Here is a 23952-nt window from a genome sequence, read left to right as displayed (position 1 = left end):
ATTATTTAAAATCTTTTAAAAATTTCACTAGTTCTTGTATTGCTAAACCTCTGTGACTAATTTTATTTTTTTCATTAGAACTCATTTCAGCAAAAGATTTTATGAAGCCTTCAGGTTGAAAAATAGGATCATAACCAAAACCTTTTTCGCCTTGTTTTTGAGTTAAAATATTGCCTTTGCATATACCATCAAATAAGAATTGTTCTCCATTTAAATTCAAGCAAATAGATGTTCTAAATCGAGCCTTTCTATTTTCTTTTGTTTTTAAACTGTTTAAAAGTTTGTTCATATTATTTTCTGCATTGGCAGGTTCACCAGCATAACGAGCAGAATATACCCCAGGTTCTCCATTTAATATTTCGACTTCTAAACCAGTATCATCAGCAAAACAATTATATCCATAGTTTTCGGTAATATGGTTTGCTTTAATTTGAGCATTTCCTTCTAGTGTAGAAGCAGTTTCTTCAATTTCCTCATCACAACCAATATCTTTTAATGATAGCAATTCAATGCTATTGGGTAATATCTCTTGAACCTCTTTTAGTTTGCCAGGATTGTTTGTCGCAAAAACTAGTTTCATATATGAGTTAAAATTTTACAGGGTAAAGTTAGAAAGTTTAAGGATTTAAAGCAGCAAAACTTAAAAGTTTATTAGTTATGTATCTCTATTTTGATACTTTTACCTAAAGATTTCTATATTCTATTATCTATACATGAATAGTATTTTAAAAAATAAAAGCACAGTTTTGTTATTCGTTGTTATAGCTGTTTTATATCTGTGTTTTCCTACACAAAATTCATCTTTAGATGCCTATGCTTATGCAGGTTATGTAAAGCATAATTTCTTCTTGTTTACGCCACATCATTTATTTAGTAATGTGCTTATTTATGCCTTATCAAAAGCTCTGGAATATTTAGGGTTTTATGTGGATGTACTATGGTTAGGAAAAATAACAAACAGTGTATTTCAGCTGCTAAATCTGGTTGTTTTATATAAAATACTCTCTTATTTGAAAGTTGATAAGGTTTCAAAGAATATGTATGTGGCAATAGTAGCATTTAGCTTTAGTTTATGGAGATATGGTACCGAAAACGAAACTTATATTGTTCCTATTACATTTTCATTATTAGGTTCATTTCAGTTTTTGTTATATCAGTTAAAGTTAAGAGACAGATATTTGTTGCTATCTAGTTTTTTTGGAGTTATAGCTTGTTTGTTTCATCAAATACATTTTTTTGGGTGGTTAGGTTTAGGAGTAGGATGTTATCAATACACAAAAAAATTTAAGACACTTCTTTTGTACATTTTACCTGCTTTTTTAGTGCCTTTATCTTATATTCTAGTAGTCGTGTTTTATGAAAATCAGGATTTGAATTTTAATAATCTATCCCATTTTGTTTTTCATGATTTTTACAAAGGAACAGTACAAACTGATTTTGGATGGAAAGGCTTTTTCTTTCAAGCTTTAAATACTATTCGAACTTATATACAAATCCATCCCAATATATATTATTTAATACAGAGAAATTGGTTATATGCAGTACCTTTTATGATATGTGTTTTAATTATTTTTACATTAATTAAGCGTGCTTTTAAAAAGGAGAATGTCTTTATAAAAAGAGAGCATTCGTTGTCTTTGTTTCTAAAGATTCATTTATATATTTTCATAACAAACTACCTTTTTGCTTTTTACAATTATGGTAATGTAGAGTTTATGGTAATGCTGCCATTTTTGTTGGTTTTGTTTGTAGTAATTCAATATAAAGTAGATATTACTTTCTTAAAGAGGGTAGCACTTTTTTTATGCATATGGAACTTTTGTTTTGCTATTTTGCCGAATAGAATTTATAGTTATTATAACGATACTGCTTTAGTGGATTATATGGCATTACACCCTAAGAGTCTTTTTATTATAAAAAATCATGAAGCTAAAAACCAGTATTATTACAAAACAGGAATAAATGATGCTTCAAATATTCTATTATATAGAAAGCTAACATCAGAAAAATTGATACAACTACTTAAAGATGAAAAGGAAGTATATACAGATGTATTGGGTAAGCCTGAGATACTGAATAAGGAGAAAATAACAGCCTCTAATTTGACTGTAAATTTTGAAGAGTTTAAAAAAGAAGAAGTGTTTAGTTATGAAGGTTTTTATGGTACATCCAAACTATATAAAATATCATTGGAGAAATAAATAAGCTGTGCTAATTTATGATAAGCATGGTGTTAGAGTAGTTGATCTAAGTTCAAGTATTAGCTTTTATTTTCTTTAATCTAGATCTTAAAACTACACTTTTGTGTAATGCATTGAAAATGATTAAAATGTATTTTTAGCTAACTAGAATATAACAACCTCAAATTTACCCCAAAAGCTTGATTATATATGGCCTAAAAATTTAAGATTATTGTTTGCCAAACGGAACAAGGTTCTTTATGGTATGGAAGTTAAGGTCTTTTTATTTTTCTCCAAGTAGTCTATCCATTAAAAGAAACTACAAATAAAAAATAGTAATTAACCAACCTTTTAAATCAAACTTATTATGAAAATTAAACAATTCTTTTTTAGAGGATTACTGTTCTTTGCTATGTCAGTGGTTTTAATGCTAGCTTCATGTTCAAGTGAAAATGAACCAGAATTAAATCTAGATGACACCAATCAACAAACTACTTATATTAAAGATATTACAATATTTGATGAATCAAAGGAAAACTCCATAGTGATGCGAGTGTCAGCAGATGATCCTTCTATAGTAGAGAATTATTCAAAAGATAATTTTAAAATAATTCCAGTTCCTATTGGAAAAACAACTGCTGAAGTTTTAACAAATATTAATGTGGCTGATGAAGAAGAAACAAATGGATATATTGAAAGTGATGCACAAGCCATAGCTGTAAATGCTCCTGAAATTAATTTTGAGACCATTTCAAAAAATTTAAACAGTGGTATAAAAAATGTAGCAATAACTTTTTTACATCCAGAGAATAACGATTACAGAGCATCTTGGAGTGTATACACACACACTAGTGATCAAGATATAGATCATGTAGCTTTTATTACAAGACATAGCGTAACTAGAAGAGTTTACATAGGTTTAGAGTACAAACCATATTCTACTAGTAGTTGGTCTTCTATAATTGCGGCATGGAAAAAACTAAAAAATAAAGATGTAGTTAATGAGCAAAGAAGCATTTGCCATCAATTTAAACTAAGAGTGAAAACGAAAAAGAGTAGTGCATATACCTATAGTTTCGAACCATAGGAATAACTATTTTGATTTAGCGCCAGTCTTTAACATAAGACTGGTGTTTTTTAACTATAATTAATTAATACTTGACATTTAGTTACATACACTACAACACAAAAATGAGAAAATCGGTTTTCATTCTGATTCTGCTTCAATTTTTTTATGTTGGTGCACAAAACAATCTCAATCTTATCGATTATCCCGCAGCTGCTAAGGTTATATCATCTCATAAGTACAACATCTCCCAAACACCTGTTATAGCTATAATAGATGGAGGAGTTAATGTTAATCACAATGATTTAAAAAAAAGTTTTTGGATAAATGAGAATGAGATCCCAAATAATAATATTGATGATGATCAAAACGGATTTATTGATGATGTAAGCGGCTGGAATTTTAAAGAAAACACCAATGATATTAGCAATTATGGTATAGGAAGTTGGCACGGAACTCCCATTAATGGAATTATAGGAGCAGATCATACAAATAAACTTGGTATAAAAGGAATTTGCCCTAATGTAAAATTAATGAACCTTGTAAAAGGGGAGTGTGTAACTTCAATTATAAAGTCATTAGATTATGCATATAATATGCGTAAAGTATATAATGACTCTAATGGAGCAAAAGGAGCTTTTATTGTAGCTATAAATTGTTCTTGGGGTAAAGATTTTCTTTGGGCTTCGGATTATCCTCAATGGTGTGCCATGTATGATAAATTAGGAAGTGTAGGAATCTTAACGATCCACTCAGTACCTAATAATAATATTGATGTTGACGTATTAGGAGATATGCCTACCACATGTCAAAGCGATTATTTAATTACAGTTACAAACTCTAATGTAAACGATGAAAAAATTTATGATGCGGGTTTTGGTCGTAACTCTGTGGATTTAGCAGCCCCTGGAAATAGTAGTTATACAACTTTAAATACTGGTGATTACGGCTATTTTGAAGGAACTTCAGCTGCAGCCCCTTATGTTACTGGTATTATAGGTTTATTATACCTTTTACCCTCTGACAGTTTTCATCAAGATGTGAGAAATCATCCTGCTAAGACAGCCTCTTTACTAAAATCAGTAATACTAAATGGCACTGACGACCTTACTGATTTTATTAATCTAACAGTTACAGAAGGTCGTATAAATGCTTTTAATAGCATGAAATTACTATGTAACACTTTTAATGAAGAATATTTATATAAAACTATTTTTGAATCTATGCGAATTATTTCAACCTATCCGAATCCAACTAACGATATTACTAATCTACAAATAGAATCTAACGCTACTACTAAAGCGCATCTAGATGTTATAGGGCTAGATGGTAGGGTAATTTTTAAACAAACACCCAAAATACAGCAGGGAATTAACAATCTAACAATTAAGCTTAAAGGGATTCTAAAAGGGCTCTACATTATTCGTTTAAAATCTGACCAAATTACTCAAACCACAAAACTTATTGTTAAATAAGGTTTACTCTTATTTGCAATAGCACTTTATTTTGTACTAATATAAATTGTAAAGTATCTGATTTTCTAATAAAAAATCAGGTACTTTATTTATTCGTGATGGTAGGGCTCATTTCTTAAGATGGTAAACCCTCTATAAATTTGTTCTACAATAAATAGACGAATCATTTGATGGGAAAAAGTCATTTTAGATAATGATAATTTTCCGTTAGCTTTTGCATACACAGCATCAGAAAAACCATATGGACCACCAATCACTAAAACTAATTGTTTTATACCAGTATTCATTTTTTTCTGTAAAAATTGAGAAAATTCAATAGATGTATATTGTTTACCCTTATCATCTAAAAGTAGTAATTGATCTGTATTTTGAAGTTTAGAAAGAATCAATTCACCTTCTTTTTCCTTTTGTTGTTCTTCAGAAAGGTTTTTAGCATTTTTAATGTCAGGAATGATTTCAATGTCAAATTTTATATAATGTTTTAGCCTTTTTTGATAGACATCAATTAACTGAGTTAAGCTTTTGTCATCTGTTTTTCCTATGGCTAGTAACTTGATTTTCATAAAAATAATTTCCCGCAAAACTACATCAAAAAATAGGGATAATCCTATGAATTACTAAAATAGAATTAAATAATTTTATCGGCGTAAATAGTTGATTATAAAGCAATGATTAAAAATGCCCCCCGAAAATTATTGTTGTTAGGCATAAGTGTTTTTATCTTAACAGCATGTGAAACAAATGAATTTCTTGAAGAAAATTCGAAAACCGAAAAAGAAGTTAAAGAAAATAGCTTAAAACCTTATGAGAAATGGTATTCCGAGAACAATATGCCTGAGTTAGAAGCGGTAATTTCGGAAGAATTATCAGTGCCAATTCAAGAATTACAATCTAAAGCTTCTTTAGAAAAAAGACAAGTGAAAAAACCTGTGTATGTTCATTATATGCCTTGGTTTCAAAGTAAAGAAATTGATGGGTATTGGGGACAACATTGGACAATGACCAATCAGAATCCAGACTATATAAACTCAAATGGAGAACGACAAATAGCTTCTTATTATTATCCTAAAATAGGTCCTTATTCAACAAATGATAAAGACTTACAGCAGTACCATTTATTATTGATGAAATTAAGTGGTATTGATGGTGTTATTTTCGACTGGTATGGTATACGAGATGTACGGGATTTTAATAATATCAAAGAAGGTATGGAAAGTTTTCTAAAGGAGTTGAATAAGACAGATATGGAATTTGCTGTGATGTATGAAGATCGAGTAGTTCATGAACAAGGTAGAGGATTATCCCAAATTCAAATCTCTCAGGCTAAAAACGATTTACAATATATTGAAAGTGCCTATTTTGATATGGGAAACTATATTAGAATTAATAACAAAGAATTGTTAATGATATTTGGTCCTAATTATATTACCGAAAAAGAAGATTGGACTCAGATTTTAAGGTCAATGAAAAAGGAATATAATGTATTACCATTATGGAACTCTCAAGATATTATAGGTAGTGAAAATACAAAAGGAGAATTTGCATGGATTGATAAAGACCATCTAATGACTCTTGACGGTTATTACAATTACAATGTTGATTTTGATAATGATATAATTGGAGGTGTTTCTTATCCTGGTTTCCATGACTTTTATGTGGAAGGAGGATGGAAGTCACCTTTATCAAATTCTTGGATTATTGAGCATTCAAAAGGAAAGCCGTTAAAAGAAACCTTTTTAAAGTCAAGAAGACACCCAGTTGATTTTATACAAGTTGCTACTTGGAATGATTTTGGAGAAGGTACAATGGTAGAACCAACAAATGAATTTGGGTATAAATATTTAAAACAATTGCAGAAACTTACAGGAGTTTCTTACAAACCAAGAGATTTAAGAATTCCTTATTACATCTATAAAATAAAGAAACAGTATCCTAAAAAGAAATTTGTACAGTTCTTAGCCAATAGAGCATATAAATATGCTATGAGAGGTAGGCTTAAAAGAGCAAGATTGCTTGTAAGTGTACTATTAATTTATTACGGAGATTATTATTTGTAACTTCTATGTTATGAGTTGTTCTTGAGAATATGCATTTGGTTGTATTTAAAATATTATTTTTACAATTACATACAATTCATAAAAAATGATATCTCAAGAACAATTTACCAAAGAATTAGCATTAATTATAGCAAATGCCATTAGAGAAGATGTAGGAGAAGGAGATCATACTTCATTATCATGTATACCAGCAGATGCTACAGGAAAAGCAAAGTTATTAGTAAAAGATGAAGGAGTAATTGCAGGTGTAGAATTTGCTAAATTAGTATTTGGATATATAGATGAAGATCTGAAAGTAGAAACAGTAATTCATGATGGAGAAAAAGTAAAGTATGGTGACATAGTATTGTATGTCTCAGGTAAATCTCAATCTATATTACAAGCAGAACGATTAGTGTTAAATGCAATGCAACGTATGAGTGCTATAGCTACTAAAACTCGTTCTTTCATGGATTTACTAGAAGGTACAAAAACAAAAGTGTTAGATACTCGAAAAACTACACCAGGAATTAGAGCTTTAGAAAAATGGGCGGTTAAAATTGGAGGAGGAGAAAATCACAGATTTGCACTGTATGATATGGTAATGATTAAAGACAACCATATCGATTTTGCAGGTGGAATTACCCAAGCCATTACCAAAACTAAAAAATACTTAGCGGAAAAAGAGTTAGATATTAAAATTATAGTCGAAGCTAGAAATTTAGAAGAAATCAAAGAGATTTTATCTAACGAAGGTGTATATCGAATATTGATTGATAATTTTAATTATGAAGCCACTCGAAAAGCAGTAGAGTTAATCGGTGATACTTGCCTAACAGAAAGCTCAGGAGGAATTAATGAAAAAACAATTCGTAAGTATGCGGAGTGTGGAGTCGATTTTATTTCTTCAGGAGCTTTAACACATTCAGTATATAATATGGATCTAAGTTTAAAAGCAGTAGAATAATGCAGCTGAAACGTTTGTTGTTTTTATGTCTAATTTTTATTCAGAGTTATATTTTTTCACAAGCTTGTGGGTCTGGAATTTTTACTTTGAAAATTGAAGCTGAAAGTGATGCGATTATTGGATATGAAATACTACAAATTAAACAAGAGTTTAAAAGTTTAGATTATAACGATTTTTATCATGGATATATCATAAACGAAAAAGAATTTAATGAATTAAAAGTTGAAAAGTTTGATGAAAAAATGATACCTCCTTTACTAGGTCAGATAGATACTATAGTTAATAATGTTTCAAATAACACAATAAACTTTAAAACAATAGAATCAGGATGTTATGTCTATCTTATAAAGATTAAGACTTTAAGTAGAACTATATATGTTTTAGCAAATTGTTTTGGAGGGTGTGATAGAAAAAGCACATTGGTATTATCTGAAAAAGAATATTTAATTAAACATTGAAAAAGATGCTAGGACCAAACAAAGAAGAAAAGTATCCTTTACCTAATTATGATAAACTATGCTTTTTAAAAAACGTAGTCAAAAATCCTAATATTATTGTAGGTGATTACACCTATTATGATGATTTTGAAAATGTAGAGAACTTCGAGAAAAATGTAAAATACCATTTCGATTTTACAGGAGATAAACTAATCATTGGTAAATTTTGTATGATTGCTTCTGGAGTAAAATTTATTATGAATGGAGCCAATCATCTAACAGATGCTATTTCTACATATCCATTTGCCATATTTGGTAATGGTTGGGAAAAAGCCATGGAAGGAAAATCATATCCTAACAAAGGAGATGTAATAGTGGGTAATGATGTTTGGATTGGTCATAATGCGACTATAATGGCTGGTGTTACTATAGGAGATGGTGCCATTATAGCTACAAATGCTACAGTTGTAAAAGATGTTGCACCTTATTCAGTTGTTGGAGGTAATCCAGCAAAGGAAATAAAAAAACGCTTTTCTGAAGATGTAATTCAAAAACTATTAGAGTTAGAGTGGTGGAATTGGCCTATAGAGAAAATTACAGAGAACCTTCAAAACTTAACTCAGAACTCAATACATAAACTAAAATAATAATAACGGTACAATGAAAAAACGCATACTAGGTATTGCAGTCATAGCCTTAATGGTGAGCTGTAATAATAAAGAAACTAAAAAAGAGAAGACTACAGATACAGATATGAATATTTCAGAGAATCCTTTATTGGTAAAAAGTACTTTAGACTACGGAGCGCCTGATTTTACAAAAATCAAAGATGAACATTTTATGCCTGCGATTTTAAAAGGTATGGAAGTTCAAAATGAAGAAATAGCTAAAATTGTAGCAAATACAGAAACACCAACATTTGAAAATACTATTTTAGCTTTAGAAGAAAGCAGCAAAACATTAGACAATGTCACGTCTGTATTTTTTGCATTGGCAGGAGCACACACTAATGATGTTATTAAGGAAAATCAAAAAGAGTTAGCTCCAAAATTCTCAAAACATAGAGATGATATTTTATTGAACACAAAATTGTTCGAAAAAATAAAATCAGTTTATAATACTGTAGAGAATTTAAATTTAGATGCAGAATCTAAGCATTTAGTAAAAGAAACATTCAAACGATTTGCAAAGGCAGGAGCGAATGTATCAGAAGAAGATAAAGCCCGCTTAAAAGACATTAATGCAAAACTAGCAAGTTTATCAAATGATTTTGGAAAGAAGTTATTAGATGCTAGTAAAAAAGGGGGAGTAGTTGTTGATAACAAAGAAAAACTAAAAGGATTTTCCGAAGAAAAAATAAAGTCGTTAGAAAAAGATGGGCAATATGAAATCCAGTTGATTAATACTACACAACAACCATCATTACAAAGTCTAGAAGATAGAGAAACGCGCGAAAAACTATTCTCAAAATCAATTCATAGAACAGAAGGAGGAGCATATGACACCTCTGAATTAGTAAAACAAATTGTAGCATTACGTGCTCAAAAAGCTAAAATTTTAGGTTTCGATAATTATGCAAGCTGGAGTTTACAAGGTACTATGGCTTCTACACCAGATAAGGTTTTTGAAATGTTTACTAATTTAATACCAGGTTCTTTAGAAAAAGCAGCTTCAGAAATCAAAGAAATTCAAGCAGAAATTAATAAGAATGGAGGTGATTTTAAATTAACACCTTACGATTGGAATTTTTATGCAGAAAAAGTTCGTAAATCTAAATACAATTTAGATGAAGAACAGGTTAAACAATACTTTGAAATCAACAATGTATTGGAAAAAGGAGTATTCTTTGCTGCAAATAAGTTATACGGGTTAAGCTTCAAAAAGCGTACTGATATTCCTGTGTATCATCCAGATGTTGTTGTATATGAGATCTTTGAAGAGGATGGGAGTAAACTAGGTTTGTTCTATGGTGATTTTTTTGCAAGAGATAGTAAAAGAGGAGGAGCTTGGATGAGTGCTTTTGTAAAGCAATCAAAGTTACGTAATCAAAAACCTGTAGTTTATAATGTATGTAATTCACCTAAACCAGCTGAAGGAGAACCAGCTCTAATTAGTTACGATGAAGTGGAAACAATGTTTCATGAATTTGGACATGCTTTACACGGTTTATTTGGAGATCAGCAATATGCATCAATTTCAGGAACTAGCACGGCAAGAGACTTTGTAGAGTTTCCTTCTCAAGTTAATGAGAATTGGGCAACACATCCTGAAGTGTTAAATAATTATGCATTACACTATAAAACAGGAGAAGTAATTCCTGAGACCTTATTAAATAAGATTAAAGCAGCAGGTACTTTCAATCAAGGATATTCTATTATAGAAAATCTATGTGCTTCAAATTTAGATATGCAATGGCATACTACTGGAGTAGATACAGAAATTAAAGATGTAGCTGCCTTTGAAAAAGAGGCTTTAGAAAAAATGAAATTAAATGTAGATGAAATTCCACCAAGATATCGTTCTACATATTTTGCGCATATTTTTAGTGGAGGTTATGGAGCTGGATATTATTCATATTTATGGACAGAAATGTTAAGTCATGATGCTTATGATTGGTTTAAAAACAATGGCCTACTAACTCGTGCAAATGGAGATAAGTTCCGTAAGGAAGTATTATCTAGAGGAAGTACAATGGAGTATTCTGAAATGTATAAAACTTTTGCTGGGAGAGATCCTCAAGCTGAACCTATGTTAAAAGCAAGAGGGCTGAAATAAGTATCCAGTTGGCAGTATTTCAAGTTTTAAATAAGCACTAAGTACTTAATACTAATGACTCATATTACATCATAAAAAGATTATTTCTTTACAGATATACGTTAAAAACGATCAGAATTAGATTATTCTGATCGTTTTTTGTTTATATATCATATTTTTACTTATGTAATATATTTTTCTAATTATCATATAAATGAGACAAGTTTCAGTTGTAATTGTAATGCTAATCGTTCTTAGTTGTTCTAATAAGTCAAAAAAGGAAGATATAGTTCAAATTGAGAATTTTAAAAAAGAAATATCTAAACAAAAAGAACAGATTTTAAAACAGCAGAAAACTATTGAAAGTATAGAAAAAGCACACGATAATAGTTTAGGTAAAATAAAAACGGATACACAAAAACTAGAGAGAGAAAAAGACTCTATAAAGAGATTATATGAAATTTCAATAGCTATTAATGGGATGTCTGATAATGTAACTAAAAACTATACAAAAACATTAGATTATAAAATTGTTACAAACGATAAGTATTGGAACAGAGGAGTGTATTATACATCAGAAAAAAAGAATGAATATTTTTTTAATGTAAAAACTTCAATTATAAATAATCAAATGCGTTTTTATTTTATGGGAGTTGAATATCCTTTAAAAAAAGATAATCTTATTATAAATGTTTACGAATTAAATGATAATAAAGAGCTTTATGAGATTGATACTGTTAATTTATCTTCAGTAGCGTCTAATCTAGTGAGTGACTATGATGCAGAAACTTTCTTTCATGAACTTACCTCGTTACAACTCGATAATTTAATACTTAAAAATGGTAGATTATACTATTACAAAATAAAAGAGATCAAAACAGATTATCGTCCAAAGGTTGTTAAAAAAGAATATTATGAATATGTATTAGGGTCTAAGAATAAAACTCAAAAAATAGAGACTACTGTTTTGTCAAATGTTATTGTTGAAACTCCAGATGATATAAAAATAATAAGTCCAGACAAAACAAAAGTAGTAATTAACTATGGAGAAGTAATGTCATTTCATGAAATAACAAATTGGAATAAGCAATGTAAACTGATATTATCAAATGAATATATAGTTGATAAACTTCCAGAATTGAAGTTTAAATTAAGTGATCATATTAAAGAGAGTAAAGAGTTTGGTTTAGCTGTTGATGAAGATACAGGTGAAGCGCTTCTCTTTGGTGGCATTTGTTGGCATTCTAGAAAAAATATTTTGTATTTTGATAATAGTGGTATGACGTTCAGATGTATCTGGGAAATTGATTTTGATAAAAATAAAGTCACTAAAATAGTACCAGAACACGAAGCAATACACCCTTACTTTTTCGAAACTCTAGATAAAGAATATATTACTTATGTAGAAAAAAATAAGATAATGTTATGTGAACCAGAAAGTAATTTTAATTAAAATAGTTGTTTGTTATGAAGTTCAATTTAATACTCATATTAATTACAGCAACAGTTCAAGGACAAAACGTAGGTAGAAATTTGTTCGGTAAAACATTCTCGGCTAATGTCAATTCAGTATGTGAAGAAACACCTATTCCAGATCCTTGTGCAGGAGAACAAATATATATTCTTGTTAAGCTAACTAAAGATAAAATAGAACTCACAGAAAAAGGTATTTCTAGTTGTGAAAAAGAAACGTATGTACATTCATATATATACGATTGGAAGTTGGAAGACAATGAAATTATTGTGAATTCAAACCCAAAAGAAATTCAGTATACCTATTTAAATAAGTTAAAATTAAGACTCAAATCGGATAAACTTTTTGGATTAGTAACTTATGATAATGGGAAAGTGATTGAATATGAATTAAAAGAAGAAATACAATGAAAAAATATAATACGCATTCTTCAATTATTAACTTGTTACTCAAGAAAAATGAAATAAGAAGTATAAACTCAAAAAGAATATACTGTTTTTAGTAAAGAAATTATTTCTGATTGAGATGCTAAACATAAATTGATAGGTACTTTACTGTTAGATAAAACAGTTATTCTTGGATCGAGAATAGAAGGATTCAGTAGAATCAAAGCTACAGTTTTAAATTTTATTGCTATATATTTAAAAGTTTAAAATTAGATTCATGAATGAGTATTACGATAATGAAACATTTGAGAAGAGAAGTTTTACCAATGATGAAATAAGTAGAGTTGATTTTGATTCATGTACTTTCCAAAATTGTAACTTTTCTGAAATGCATATTGTAAATTCTGAATTTTTAGAATGTGAATTTATTGATTGTAATTTTAGTAATACTAGATTAAAAGAAAGTAGCTTTAAAGATGTAGATTTTAAGAGTTCAAAATTATTAGGTGTTAAATTCTATGAAGTTGATCCGTTTTTATTACGAATCAATTTTACAGATTGTCAATTAGATTATTCGTCTTTTTATCAACTAAAAATGCGTAATTTTCAGTTTGTCGATTGTAGTATTAGGGAAGTGGATTTTACTGAAGCCGATGCACAGTTTTCATATTTTGATAATTGTGATTTGTTAGGTTCCATCTTTGAAGAAACTGATTTAAGAAATGTAAATTTTAAAACAGCTCGTAACTTTTCAATAAATTTAGAAACTAATAAACTAGAAAAAGCTGTGTTTTCAAAGGATAATGTGGTTAATTTGTTGGAAAAATATAATATTAGATTACAAGACTAATTATTTATTAAAGCTAAAACTAAAAAGCTAAGAGCTAACTAAGTAAATGTCAAAAGAAATAGAACAAAGTCTAGAAAAAATTCCAATAGTCAATTGGCTAGTTAGATTTGGAAAAAAAATAAAAATTCCAGGTTTAGAAGGGCTGTCTTTGTATGATGTTTTGGAGATGTATACCATTGGTATTGTAAAAGGTGCTTTAACAACTAGGGCAGGAGGGATTGCATTTAGTTTTTTTATGGCGATTTTTCCTTTTTTACTGTTCATACTTACGTTAATTCCTTATTTACCTATAGACGGTTTTCAAGAAGGGTTATTTGATTTATTCAGAGAAGGATTGCCTCCTAAAACTTTTGATGCCGTTAATGGAGTTATAAAAGATATCATTAATAATCAGTATGGAGGTTTACTTTCTTTTGGTTTTTTAGCCTCTATTTTTCTAATGACTAATGGAGTTAATGCCATTTTTGGAGGATTCGAATATTCTTATCATGTACGCGAGTTTAGAAATGTATTCAAAGCATATATTATATCATTAGCTGTTTCTTTATTAATGTCTTTTTTCTTAATTATAACAGTAACTTTAGTTATTCTATACCAAGTCGCTTTAACAAAGATTGATCAAATAGGATGGTTTGATACAAGTGATCTTAACTTGTTTTATTTTGGAAGAGGTTTCTTATTTTTAGTTATGATTTACACCGTAGTATCTTTACTTTTTAGATATGGAACTAAGCAAGGGAGTGATATAAAGTTCTTTTCCCCTGGAGCTATATTAACCACAGTAGTATCCTTATTTACATTTTATCTTTTCGGAATTTATGTAGTAAAATTTGCACAATACAACCAACTATATGGGTCTATCGGAACACTTTTAATCTTAATGTTATTTGTTTGGTTAAATGCAATTGTATTACTGTTAGGTTTTGAATTGAACGCTTCTATCTATCAATTAAAACGAAGAAATAAAACTTCATAATCCGCCAATAAATTCGGATATTTGCCAACTTAATAATAATTAACAATTATTGATGAATAATAATCAAAGTATAACTGTTCACTGATAATTGTTAAATGATAATTGATAACTGAAATGAGACCAAGTATTCCAAAGGGAACAAGAGATTTTTCACCAACACAAGTAGCTAGAAGAAATTTTATTTTTAATACAATTAAGCATTCTTTTGAGTTATTCGGATTTCAACCTATTGAAACTCCAAGTTTTGAAAATTCATCTACTCTTATGGGGAAATATGGAGAGGAAGGAGATCGTTTGATTTTTAAGATTTTAAATTCTGGTGATTATTTAAGTAAAGCAGATGAAAGTATATTAACAGCTAAAGATAGCAATAAGTTAACTACTCAAATCTCTGAAAAAGCTTTGCGTTACGATTTAACTGTACCCTTTGCACGTTACGTAGTACAACATCAAAATGAAATTACATTTCCATTCAAAAGATATCAAATACAGCCAGTTTGGAGAGCAGATCGCCCACAAAAAGGACGTTTTAGAGAGTTCTACCAATGTGATGCTGATGTAGTTGGAAGTGATTCTTTATGGCAAGAAGTTGAATTTGTACAATTATATGATTCCGTTTTTAGTAAGTTAAATGTAATAGGAACGACTATTAAAATTAACAATCGAAAAATCTTATCTGGAATTGCTGAAGTAATTGGAGCAAAAGATAAGTTGATCGATTTTACAGTAGCGTTAGACAAACTAGATAAAATAGGAAAAGATGGAGTAGTTGCTGAAATGATTTCCAAAGGAATTTCTGAGGAAGCCATTGAAAAAGTACAACCACTTTTTGATTTTACGGGATCTAATGAAGATAAATTAGAATCATTATCAAAAATGTTAGTGAGTTCTGAAGAAGGTAGTAAAGGAGTAGAAGAGTTAGCTTTTGTAATTAACAGTATTAATGAATTGGGATTACAAACAGCAGCTTTAGAATTAGATGTAACTTTAGCTAGAGGTTTAAATTACTATACAGGTGCTATTTTTGAAGTTGCAGCACCAAAAGAAGTGAAAATAGGTTCTATAGGTGGAGGAGGAAGATATGATGACCTTACTGGAATTTTTGGTTTGAAAGATGTTAGTGGTGTTGGTATATCATTTGGGTTAGATAGAATTTATTTAGTAATGGAAGAGTTAGGGCTTTTTGAAACAGTTGAATTACCTAAACCTAAAGTTTTGTTTTTAAACTTTGATGAGAGTGAAGGTATAGCAAAAATAAAAGCAATAGCAGTCTTAAGAAATGCAGGAATCAAATCAGAGTTATATCCTGATTTAGCTACTAGTAATAATCAACAGAAAAAACAATGGAAGTATGTTGATAAGAGAGCAATTGAGTATGTAGTTACTTCTGTAGAGGGAGATAAGTTCAAGTTAAAGAATACACAAAACAGAGAAGAACAGCTACTTACAATTGAAGAAATGGTTAAATTTGTAAAATAAAAACAAGTTTTTGTTTATTAAAAATAAAGCTAGTAAATAATAAAGTATGTTCGAGACCCACAATAATATGGACGATGAGAGAATAGACGAAATAGGAGAGAACCATATCGGTACGTCTGCAGAGACACCTATACGTGATGATGCGTTCGATATTTCGGATGAAGAGAAGATTACAAGAATCCAAGAGAGTGTGAAAGATATATTGATTACGCTTGGAATGGATTTAAGAGATGATAGCTTACAAGGAACACCAAAGCGTGTAGCAAAGGCTTTTGTAAATGAGCTTTTTATGGGCTTAAACCCTAAGAATAAACCTAAAGCATCTACGTTTGAGAATAAATATAAATATGGTGAAATGTTGGTGGAGAAGAATATAATTGTGTACTCTACCTGCGAACATCATTTATTACCAATTGTAGGACGTGCTCATGTTGCTTATATCTCTAAAGGAAAAGTTATCGGTTTATCTAAAATGAATCGTATTGTAGATTACTTTGCAAAAAGACCACAAGTACAAGAACGTTTAACTATGCAAATAGTACAAGCTATGCAAGAGGCATTAGGAACTGATGATGTGGCTTGTGTTGTAGATGCTAAGCATTTATGTGTAAATTCAAGAGGAATTAAAGATATTGAAAGTTCTACAGTTACTGCTGAATTTGGAGGCAAATTCAAAGATAAAGATACTAAAAGAGAGTTTCTAGATTATATTAAAATGGAAACAGAATTTCATTAAAAATGAAGTGATAATATATATTAAAGAGAGGCCGTCTGAAATGAAAATACACTCACTGAGGTGAGAATAACATATTTTACAATTACTCTCCGGTATCTACCCATATAAAAAAGAGGTTGTCTGAAAAGCGAAGACAACCTCTTTTAGTTATAAAAGAATTACTTTATTAGAAGAAGTTGAAGATTGATTTTACTTCCTCTTCATTATTAGATAAACTAACAAAAAACTATATTTCTAAAATAGATGTTAACCAAAAATATAGATTCTTCATTGTTTCCTCTTACACTGTCCGGCCATTACTGAGCTTAGTTGTTTAGGTGTAATATTAGAGATTAAGCAATGATTAGGATCTTCATTTGTAGGATCACTAACTATTGATATATGAGTATTTTTGTTTCTTAATTCACCTAAGGTAGCACAAGCGTAAAAATTATGAGGTAAGTTTTTGGCTAATTTTTTGTAGGTCAAAACATTTGATGCGCTAACGCTTAAGTTTACTAAGGGTTCATTGGGACCTATATGTGGTGAAGTGGCATCTTCAATTTTTTGAAGAATATTATCACAACTACTGAAACCTCTTACTATTTTTGTTCCCCTATTAAATGATGGTGTTAAATCTTGAGAGGTTGTGTTAGAAGATCGGTCTTTACTATTTGTAATAACTTTTTTACTAGTGTTACATTGACTAAAAAATACAATTACTAATATTAATAGAATATTTTTTAAGCTATGTTTAGGTATGTAATAATTCATTTTAATATTTTTATTTTATAATTAATATGGAAATTTATCGGTTTCTATTATTCATTATAGAGCTGCTTTATAAAGCAGCTCTATAAGAATTATAACTTCCTTTTTACTGAGGTTTACCAGGGGTTACAAGCCATTCTCCAGTTGCTGTTAGCGTTACTGTTGCTTCAAGATTATTAAAATTTGATAGTTCAATTTTTGCTGACTCATTAGAAATGGTTTCTATATCAGCTAAAGCATTACTTGTATAGTTACCAGTTGCAATGTAAAAAGCAAATTTTGGAGTTATTGTACTACTATCATTTGGAGATGGAGCCCAAGTAACTCCTACATAACCATTAGCTGATTCTATCCCGAAAGACATACTACTATACCAGCTGCTATTTTCATTAGCTACCCTGTCAAATGTATTTGATTTAATACCTATAGTATCGGTAGCACTTGTAGTATCTTGGTTAATAGTTAATAAAGGCCCTTGTTTAGGAGGTACAGTAGAGTAATTAGCAGCCCAAGACTCCTGTAAACTAACTTTTTTGACAATATTAGAATCTATTTTTACATCTAAACCTACAGCATTATTATGTGAGCCAGCTCCAATAATATATTGTAGAGGTATTGTAAATGTATTTATTCCTTCATAATTAGGAATAACACTTAACATTGCGCTTGAATTAGCATAGACTTTAGGTGAATTAATTCCTTCTGGTTGCTTTAAAAAGCACCAGAAATTTTTTACAGAACTACCTTTATTAACAAGATAAATTTTATAATCCGTTGGGTCATTTGAATTTGACATTTTATTATTATTTTAATTTTCCTACTCTATTTATGTTGGTTTTTCAGAATACACCATTGTTCATGTTTTTGAAGCTTCGTTGGTTGAACAATACAAATAGACGTATTATTTATAAATTGTTTTAGAGTAGAAAACACTCAATTTTATTTTCCGTATTTATACGGTATAGTAATGAATTGGAAGTTTATATATATGATTAGCAATGGCATATATAACTAGTCCTACTGTGTTTTTAACCCCAGTTTTTTGCATGATTCGTTGTCTATGACTTTCAATAGTTCGCTTACTAAGAAATAGTTTATCAGCTATTTTTTTATTGGTATGCCCTAAGCAAATTAATTTTAAAACCTCTTTTTCTCTTTCAGATAATTCTTCGGTATTAGTTAATGTTGGTTTTTTGATTTTACTATTCATGAATTCTATGAGCATTTCATGATCTTTCTTAGTAAAACAAACACCAGTTTTGTAAACAGATTCAATTGTGTTTACTAATAATTCTTTATTAGCATTTTTAGGAATGAAAGCAGAAATTCCAAGCTTGAACATATGCCCTAATACATTTTGTTTGTAATGAGAAGAAAGTATAATAATCTTTAAATCAGGATATTTTTTTTTTAAACGTTCTACAAGTTCGAAACCATCAACTGGTTTCATAAGAATATCTACAAGAATAATGTCGGGAAAATTAACTTTAGATATATTAGATAACTTATCTATCATTTCCATTGCTGAGGTAGTAGAAGAAACTACTCTTATGTTTTCTACAATTGAAAACAGAAGATTAATTCCTTCAAGAAATAATGCTTCATCATCGACTATAGAGATTTTAATCATATTTTTTCTTATTTTTCGAGGAACACAATTAATGTATTCCCTTTATTTTTCTTACTTTTCCACTTATACTTAGCCTGTATTGATTTTATTCTGGATGTAATATTTTTTACACCCATTCCCTTGTATGATTTTTGGGGATTAAATCCAATTCCATTATCTGATAATATAAGAATAAGCGATTTTTCAGTATCTCGTATTTGTATAATCATTTCTAACGCGTTTGAGTGTTTAATAGCATTGCTTAGAAATTCTTGAATGATTCGGTATAATTGTACTTCTAATGAAACAGATTTTTTATAGTAAGTATATTTAGTAATTAATTTTACAATTAGAGATGTGTTTATTTGGGTTATTAACTCTTCAAGGGTTATTATTAATCCAAACTTTTCTAAGTTTATAGGATATAATGCATAAGAAACATTTCTAGTAGCATTAATTAAAAGAGGAATTTGTTGTGAAACAATTCTCCTAGACTGTTCATTTTGCCACGTGTCATCATTATTGATCCATAAAGATAAAATATTTAATTTACTACCAACTTCATCATGTAAAGCTTCAGCTATACGTTTCCTCTCATTCTCTTGTACAATGATTTCTTGACTGGAAATTTCTTTTTGATAAGCTAACTCTTGTTGATATTGAAAATCTTTTTCTTTCAATATTTTTTGTAAGAAAGTTTTATATGCTAAAAATATAAATACAATTATTATGGTTAACATAATAATTAAGGCAATTAAATAGTTGATATTTATAGTAATCTCTTTAATTTGTAAAATGCATAAATTGAACTAGAATATAAAATAGAAGAGAGCATATTGTTTACAGTCCAAATAGAAATATTTTCTGTAGTTAACTGATTCATTAATAAGAATAAAAATAAAGAAGTTGAATAATAGAGAAACAAAGCACTATAGATTATTATTAAATGGCTTTGTAAAGCCAATTTCTTTAAATTTTTTATTAATTGGTAAGCAATTATAAAAACGATAATTAGATTAGAAAATATTTTACCTGAGGAAGTCGATACAGGATTCTCAGTAAACCATAAGAAGAATGCTTCTGTAAAAATACAACAAGTTATAAATGATGTAATAACTTTCCATTTTTTATGAACTTTAAGTGTAACCAAAAAAAGTTGACTTAAAAGAAAAAATTCTCCAGCAATATAAAAAGGGTATAAAAATTCTGTATTCTTAACTTTAAACAAGAAAATTAAAATTTTTGTAATTAATTCCACACCTAAGATAAACTCTAAGTAAATTATATACCATTTTATTTGTTTTTTGTATAAAGGTACTTTAATGTATTTACCGTAAATGAAAGCAGTAAGTAATAAACAATTACTAACAACAACAGAACAATAGAAAAATGAGATCATTTTAATAATTAAAAATGGTGAAGTCACTTAAACTACCACACATTGGAGGACATGGTTGCGACCAGTCTTTCATATTTGTTATTAATTCTGAAACTTTTGAATTTGGGTCTTTGTTATCTACAGCTATAAAAATCAAAAAGGGAACTGCTCTTTGAAGAATAAAAGAGTACCTAAAAGCAAAAAAAACTCTGATTTCATTATATTTTTTGTTGGTTAGCTCAATATCTGAGGTCGGAACTGTAAAACAATTGAAAATTCTTTTCCCTTCAAATATAGTACACTCATTGTAAAACCAATTCAAACACTCATTTTTCCATTCTTGAATATTAGATGCTGCTTGACTTTCAGTGATTAGAGGTTCGTTATAAATAGGTGTTTTTGATTTTTTAATAGAATTTGTAATATCCAATTCTTTAGATAAAGTTATAGTTTTTTGAGTAACTATATTTTCTTCTTCTATTAAAATTATTTCATTATCTAATGTTTCTAGTGTTAATATTAGATATGAAGCAAGCTCTTTTTCTTTTCCCTCCGAATTTAAAGGTACAATTATTAGAGTAAATTGACTTTTATAAATACCAGCATAGATATGAAAGTATTTGTTATCATTATTTTTATTGAACCATTGATAGTCAGTGGAAGTAAACTTAAAAGTCTTCGTGGGAATTATCAAATTTTTAATATTTGTGTAGGTACCTTTATTGGCTTGCCATTTATTTACAGCATTAATACATTCAGTTTTTGAAAGTAAATTAATAGTAGGGAGTGACATAAAGTAGTTAATTAATGAAAATGATTTAGTTATAAGTTATTTTGTTAAATTATCAATTAAAAGCTTAAGAAACAAGTTCAAGATCATCAAATTATTTTATCTAATTAATATAAAAACTTACGGTAGTTAAATTATTTAAAGAAAATACTGAAAATAGTTTTTTTAATAAGTTATACTATAAAAATAATTTTAAATTTATATATATGTATACATTCATTTTAATATAATTATATCTAAGGGTTAGGTGAAAAAATATAAAGTTATTTAATATTGATCTTCAATTTTTTTAAGATATCACCAGATGAGGTTCCAACATATACATAATACTCTCCTTTTTCTATTTCCCAATCATTAATTGATTTATTGTAAAAGGCTAAATCAGATATACTTATAGGAATTTTACCATTAGCTATTTCTCCTTTTTTTAAACTCAGTTTTTTATAACCTTTTAATTCTTTAGTTGCTCGCTTTACTTTGGATTTAATTTTTCCCAAATAAACTTGAACGACTTCAGCTCCTTTTCTATTCCCTGTATTTTTAATATCGAAAGCAACAGTAATTTTATCATTCACACCATAAGATTTGTGGTCTGTTTTAATATTTGAAATTGAAAATGATGAATAAGACATACCATAACCAAAACTAAATTGAGGTTTAATTTTTTTGGTGTCATGCCATCGATAACCTACTAAAATATCTTCTTTGTATACCACATCTGTTCCATTACCAGGATAAACTGTTTTATTAAAGGAATGCGCACCATTATCTTCTAACTTTTTAGGAAAAGAAAAAGGTAATTTTCCTGAAGGATTAATATCTCCTGAAATGACATCAGCTAAAGCATGTCCCGCCTCACTTCCTAAGTACCATCCTTGTAATAATCCTTTTACTTTTGGTAGCCACTTCATTTCTATAGCATTTCCGCTCAGGATAACTACACCTAGATTTGCGTTGACTTTCACAAGTTTATCTATAAGCTTGTCTTGACCAAAAGGTAAATGGTAATGTTTTCGATCTTCTCCTTCACAATCTTGACGATGATTCTTATTTAAACCGCCTACAAAAAGTACTAAATCAGCTTTTTTAGCTAAGCTTACAGCAGCGTTAGCTAAAGAATCAGCATCTAATTTAGATGGTATTTCCATTCCATATGCAGCAGGACCAGAAGCATATCCCATGGCATGGACTATCTTGGCATTTTTATAACGCTCCTGTATTCCTTGTAAAGGAGAAATCTCATATTTTGCTTTTAATTCAGATGATCCGCCACCTAAGGTCATTGCTCTAGTCGCATTTTCACCAATTACAGCTATAGTTAGTTGTTTGTCATCTGAAATAGGAAAGAATTGTTTTTCATTCTTTAGCAATACAATACCTTCTTGCGCTACTTTTCTGGCTACATCTTGATGTGCTTTGGTGTTCATATTACCCAAAGGACGGTTGGTAGCTAAATTTGTTCTATACATTAATCTTAGAATGCGTCTTACTTTATCATCAACAACAGATTCATCAATTTCTTTATTGGTTAGCATTTCATAAAAAGGGGCAGCCAAAAAATAATTTTCAAAAGCATTCTTTTTAGAATAGGTTAATCCATTGGTTCCAGTTCCCATTTCTATATCCAATCCATTTAAGGCAGCTTCTTTAGTATTGTGAGCACTTCCCCAATCGGTTATAACAACTCCGTCAAACCCCCAATCTTTTTTAAGGATTTTATTCAAAAGTTCATGATGACTACAAAATTGACCTCTAAATTGATTGTATGAGCCCATTATAGACCAAACTCCTCCTTCAATTACAGCAGCTTTAAAAGCAGGTAAATAGATTTCATGAAGAGCTCTATCGTTAACTTCTACACTTATTTTTTCTCTCAAATGCTCTTGATTGTTGAGCGCATAATGCTTCACACAAGCCGCAACCCCATTTTTTTGTACACCTTTGATATAAGGAACTACCATCTTTGAAGCTAAAAAAGGATCTTCACCCATATATTCAAAATTTCTTCCATTAAATGGTGTACGGTAAATGTTTACTCCAGGACCTAATAAAATATCTTTTTTTCGGTATCTAGCTTCTTCTCCAACAGCTACACCATATTCATAAGATAGTTTTTCGTTAAAAGAGGCAGCTAATGCTGTTAATGCAGGAAAAGCAGTAATAGAATCATTAGTCCATTTGGCATATCCCCAATCGTCCCAGTTAATTTCTGCTCTTACACCATGAGGACCATCTGACATCCATATTTCAGGGATTCCCAATCGAGGTACTCCTGGTGAGCTAAACTTAGATTGTGCATGGCACATGGCTACTTTTTCTTTAAGGGTTAATAGGGGTAAAATGCTATCAATTTTTGCTTCTATCCGAGAATCTAAATTTTGCGCATAGATAAAATTTGATAGTCCAAAAATTAAAAAAGTAGTAAGTATAGCTTTGATTTTGTACATGTAATAATCGGTTTTGGTTGTATATCACAAATTACTCCTTTTAGAGTATTGCTATTTTAAAGTTTAGAGACTAATTATGATACATTTTAATCAAAAAAGGGATTTAATACATGGCAATTTAGAATATTCGAAAAAATAAAGGCTTTGTTTTATGAATTATAA

Annotated in this window: 22 protein-coding genes; 14 read left to right on the top strand and 8 right to left on the bottom strand. The window is 29.3% G+C overall.

The window, feature by feature from the left end; all coding sequences use genetic code 11:
- Position 1: 1 nt before the first annotated feature.
- Positions 2 to 580, bottom strand: a complete 579-nt coding sequence (locus BVC87_RS16985; RefSeq protein ID WP_075343603.1) for a non-canonical purine NTP diphosphatase — start codon at positions 578 to 580, stop codon at positions 2 to 4.
- A gap of 133 nt (positions 581 to 713) precedes the next feature.
- Here BVC87_RS16985 and BVC87_RS16980 point away from each other — a divergent pair, with 133 nt between their 5' ends.
- The 3 genes from BVC87_RS16980 (at position 714) to BVC87_RS16970 (ending at position 4721) form a co-directional block, all read left to right on the top strand.
- Positions 714 to 2201, top strand: a complete 1488-nt coding sequence (locus BVC87_RS16980; RefSeq protein WP_075343602.1) for a hypothetical protein — start codon at positions 714 to 716, stop codon at positions 2199 to 2201.
- Positions 2202 to 2547: 346 nt separating this feature from the next.
- Positions 2548 to 3267: a hypothetical protein gene (locus BVC87_RS16975; protein ID WP_075343601.1), complete on the top strand. Its 720-nt coding sequence runs from the start codon at positions 2548 to 2550 to the stop codon at positions 3265 to 3267.
- A gap of 104 nt (positions 3268 to 3371) precedes the next feature.
- Positions 3372 to 4721, top strand: a complete 1350-nt coding sequence (locus BVC87_RS16970) for a S8 family serine peptidase (RefSeq protein WP_075343600.1) — start codon at positions 3372 to 3374, stop codon at positions 4719 to 4721.
- A gap of 89 nt (positions 4722 to 4810) precedes the next feature.
- Here BVC87_RS16970 and rlmH read toward each other — a convergent pair whose 3' ends face one another.
- Complete coding sequence (gene rlmH, locus BVC87_RS16965) at positions 4811 to 5284, bottom strand: 23S rRNA (pseudouridine(1915)-N(3))-methyltransferase RlmH (protein WP_075343599.1); 474 nt, start codon at positions 5282 to 5284, stop codon at positions 4811 to 4813.
- Between the two features lie 105 nt (positions 5285 to 5389).
- Between rlmH and BVC87_RS16960 the strand changes: the two genes are divergently transcribed.
- The 11 genes from BVC87_RS16960 (at position 5390) to folE (ending at position 16816) form a co-directional block, all read left to right on the top strand.
- Positions 5390 to 6778: a glycoside hydrolase family 71/99-like protein gene (locus BVC87_RS16960; RefSeq protein WP_075343598.1), complete on the top strand. Its 1389-nt coding sequence runs from the start codon at positions 5390 to 5392 to the stop codon at positions 6776 to 6778.
- A gap of 85 nt (positions 6779 to 6863) precedes the next feature.
- Positions 6864 to 7724 carry a carboxylating nicotinate-nucleotide diphosphorylase gene (gene nadC, locus BVC87_RS16955; protein WP_075343597.1) on the top strand — a complete coding sequence of 287 codons (861 nt, stop codon included), beginning with the start codon at positions 6864 to 6866 and terminating at the stop codon, positions 7722 to 7724.
- On the top strand, positions 7724 to 8182 hold the full coding sequence (locus tag BVC87_RS16950; RefSeq protein ID WP_075343596.1) for a hypothetical protein: 459 nt from the start codon (positions 7724 to 7726) through the stop codon (positions 8180 to 8182). The genes nadC and BVC87_RS16950 overlap by 1 nt, the downstream gene beginning before the upstream one ends.
- Before the next feature lie 5 nt (positions 8183 to 8187).
- Positions 8188 to 8808, top strand: coding sequence for a Vat family streptogramin A O-acetyltransferase (locus BVC87_RS16945; RefSeq protein WP_075343595.1), 621 nt, complete (start codon positions 8188 to 8190; stop codon positions 8806 to 8808).
- A 13-nt stretch (positions 8809 to 8821) separates the two neighbouring features.
- Complete coding sequence (locus BVC87_RS16940) at positions 8822 to 10936, top strand: M3 family metallopeptidase (RefSeq protein ID WP_075343594.1); 2115 nt, start codon at positions 8822 to 8824, stop codon at positions 10934 to 10936.
- Positions 10937 to 11129: 193 nt separating this feature from the next.
- Complete coding sequence (locus tag BVC87_RS16935; RefSeq protein ID WP_075343593.1) at positions 11130 to 12368, top strand: hypothetical protein; 1239 nt, start codon at positions 11130 to 11132, stop codon at positions 12366 to 12368.
- Positions 12369 to 12382: 14 nt separating this feature from the next.
- Complete coding sequence (locus BVC87_RS16930; protein WP_075343592.1) at positions 12383 to 12799, top strand: hypothetical protein; 417 nt, start codon at positions 12383 to 12385, stop codon at positions 12797 to 12799.
- A 244-nt stretch (positions 12800 to 13043) separates the two neighbouring features.
- Entirely contained in the window at positions 13044 to 13625 is a 582-nt protein-coding gene (locus BVC87_RS16925) for a pentapeptide repeat-containing protein (RefSeq protein WP_449451365.1), read from the top strand.
- A 46-nt stretch (positions 13626 to 13671) separates the two neighbouring features.
- Positions 13672 to 14601 (top strand): YihY/virulence factor BrkB family protein, encoded by a 930-nt coding sequence (locus tag BVC87_RS16920; RefSeq protein ID WP_075343590.1) that lies wholly within the window; start codon positions 13672 to 13674, stop codon positions 14599 to 14601.
- A gap of 114 nt (positions 14602 to 14715) precedes the next feature.
- Entirely contained in the window at positions 14716 to 16080 is a 1365-nt protein-coding gene (gene hisS / locus BVC87_RS16915; RefSeq protein WP_075343589.1) for a histidine--tRNA ligase, read from the top strand.
- A gap of 46 nt (positions 16081 to 16126) precedes the next feature.
- On the top strand, positions 16127 to 16816 hold the full coding sequence (gene folE, locus BVC87_RS16910) for a GTP cyclohydrolase I FolE (RefSeq protein WP_075343588.1): 690 nt from the start codon (positions 16127 to 16129) through the stop codon (positions 16814 to 16816).
- Positions 16817 to 17083: 267 nt separating this feature from the next.
- Here the strand turns inward: folE and BVC87_RS16905 are convergent, their stop codons facing one another.
- From BVC87_RS16905 to BVC87_RS16875, 6 genes are all read right to left on the bottom strand, one after another.
- Entirely contained in the window at positions 17084 to 17569 is a 486-nt protein-coding gene (locus tag BVC87_RS16905) for a hypothetical protein (RefSeq protein WP_075343587.1), read from the bottom strand.
- A 103-nt stretch (positions 17570 to 17672) separates the two neighbouring features.
- Positions 17673 to 18362, bottom strand: a complete 690-nt coding sequence (locus tag BVC87_RS16900; protein WP_075343586.1) for a hypothetical protein — start codon at positions 18360 to 18362, stop codon at positions 17673 to 17675.
- Positions 18363 to 18518: 156 nt separating this feature from the next.
- Complete coding sequence (locus tag BVC87_RS16895) at positions 18519 to 19196, bottom strand: response regulator transcription factor (RefSeq protein WP_075343585.1); 678 nt, start codon at positions 19194 to 19196, stop codon at positions 18519 to 18521.
- Positions 19197 to 19204: 8 nt separating this feature from the next.
- A complete protein-coding gene (locus BVC87_RS16890) occupies positions 19205 to 19915 on the bottom strand; it encodes a sensor histidine kinase (protein ID WP_075343584.1) in 711 nt (236 codons plus the stop codon).
- A 660-nt stretch (positions 19916 to 20575) separates the two neighbouring features.
- Positions 20576 to 21346, bottom strand: coding sequence for a hypothetical protein (locus tag BVC87_RS16880; RefSeq protein WP_075343582.1), 771 nt, complete (start codon positions 21344 to 21346; stop codon positions 20576 to 20578).
- A gap of 260 nt (positions 21347 to 21606) precedes the next feature.
- Positions 21607 to 23790, bottom strand: a complete 2184-nt coding sequence (locus BVC87_RS16875; RefSeq protein WP_075343581.1) for a glycoside hydrolase family 3 C-terminal domain-containing protein — start codon at positions 23788 to 23790, stop codon at positions 21607 to 21609.
- Positions 23791 to 23952: the final 162 nt, after the last annotated feature.

Origin of the sequence: Tenacibaculum agarivorans, assembly GCF_001936575.1 — a bacterium.
Taxonomy (GTDB): Bacteria; Bacteroidota; Bacteroidia; order Flavobacteriales; family Flavobacteriaceae; genus Polaribacter; species Polaribacter agarivorans.
The sequence above is the reverse complement of the archived record's forward strand: the minus strand, read 5'-3'. Positions and strand labels throughout refer to the sequence as shown.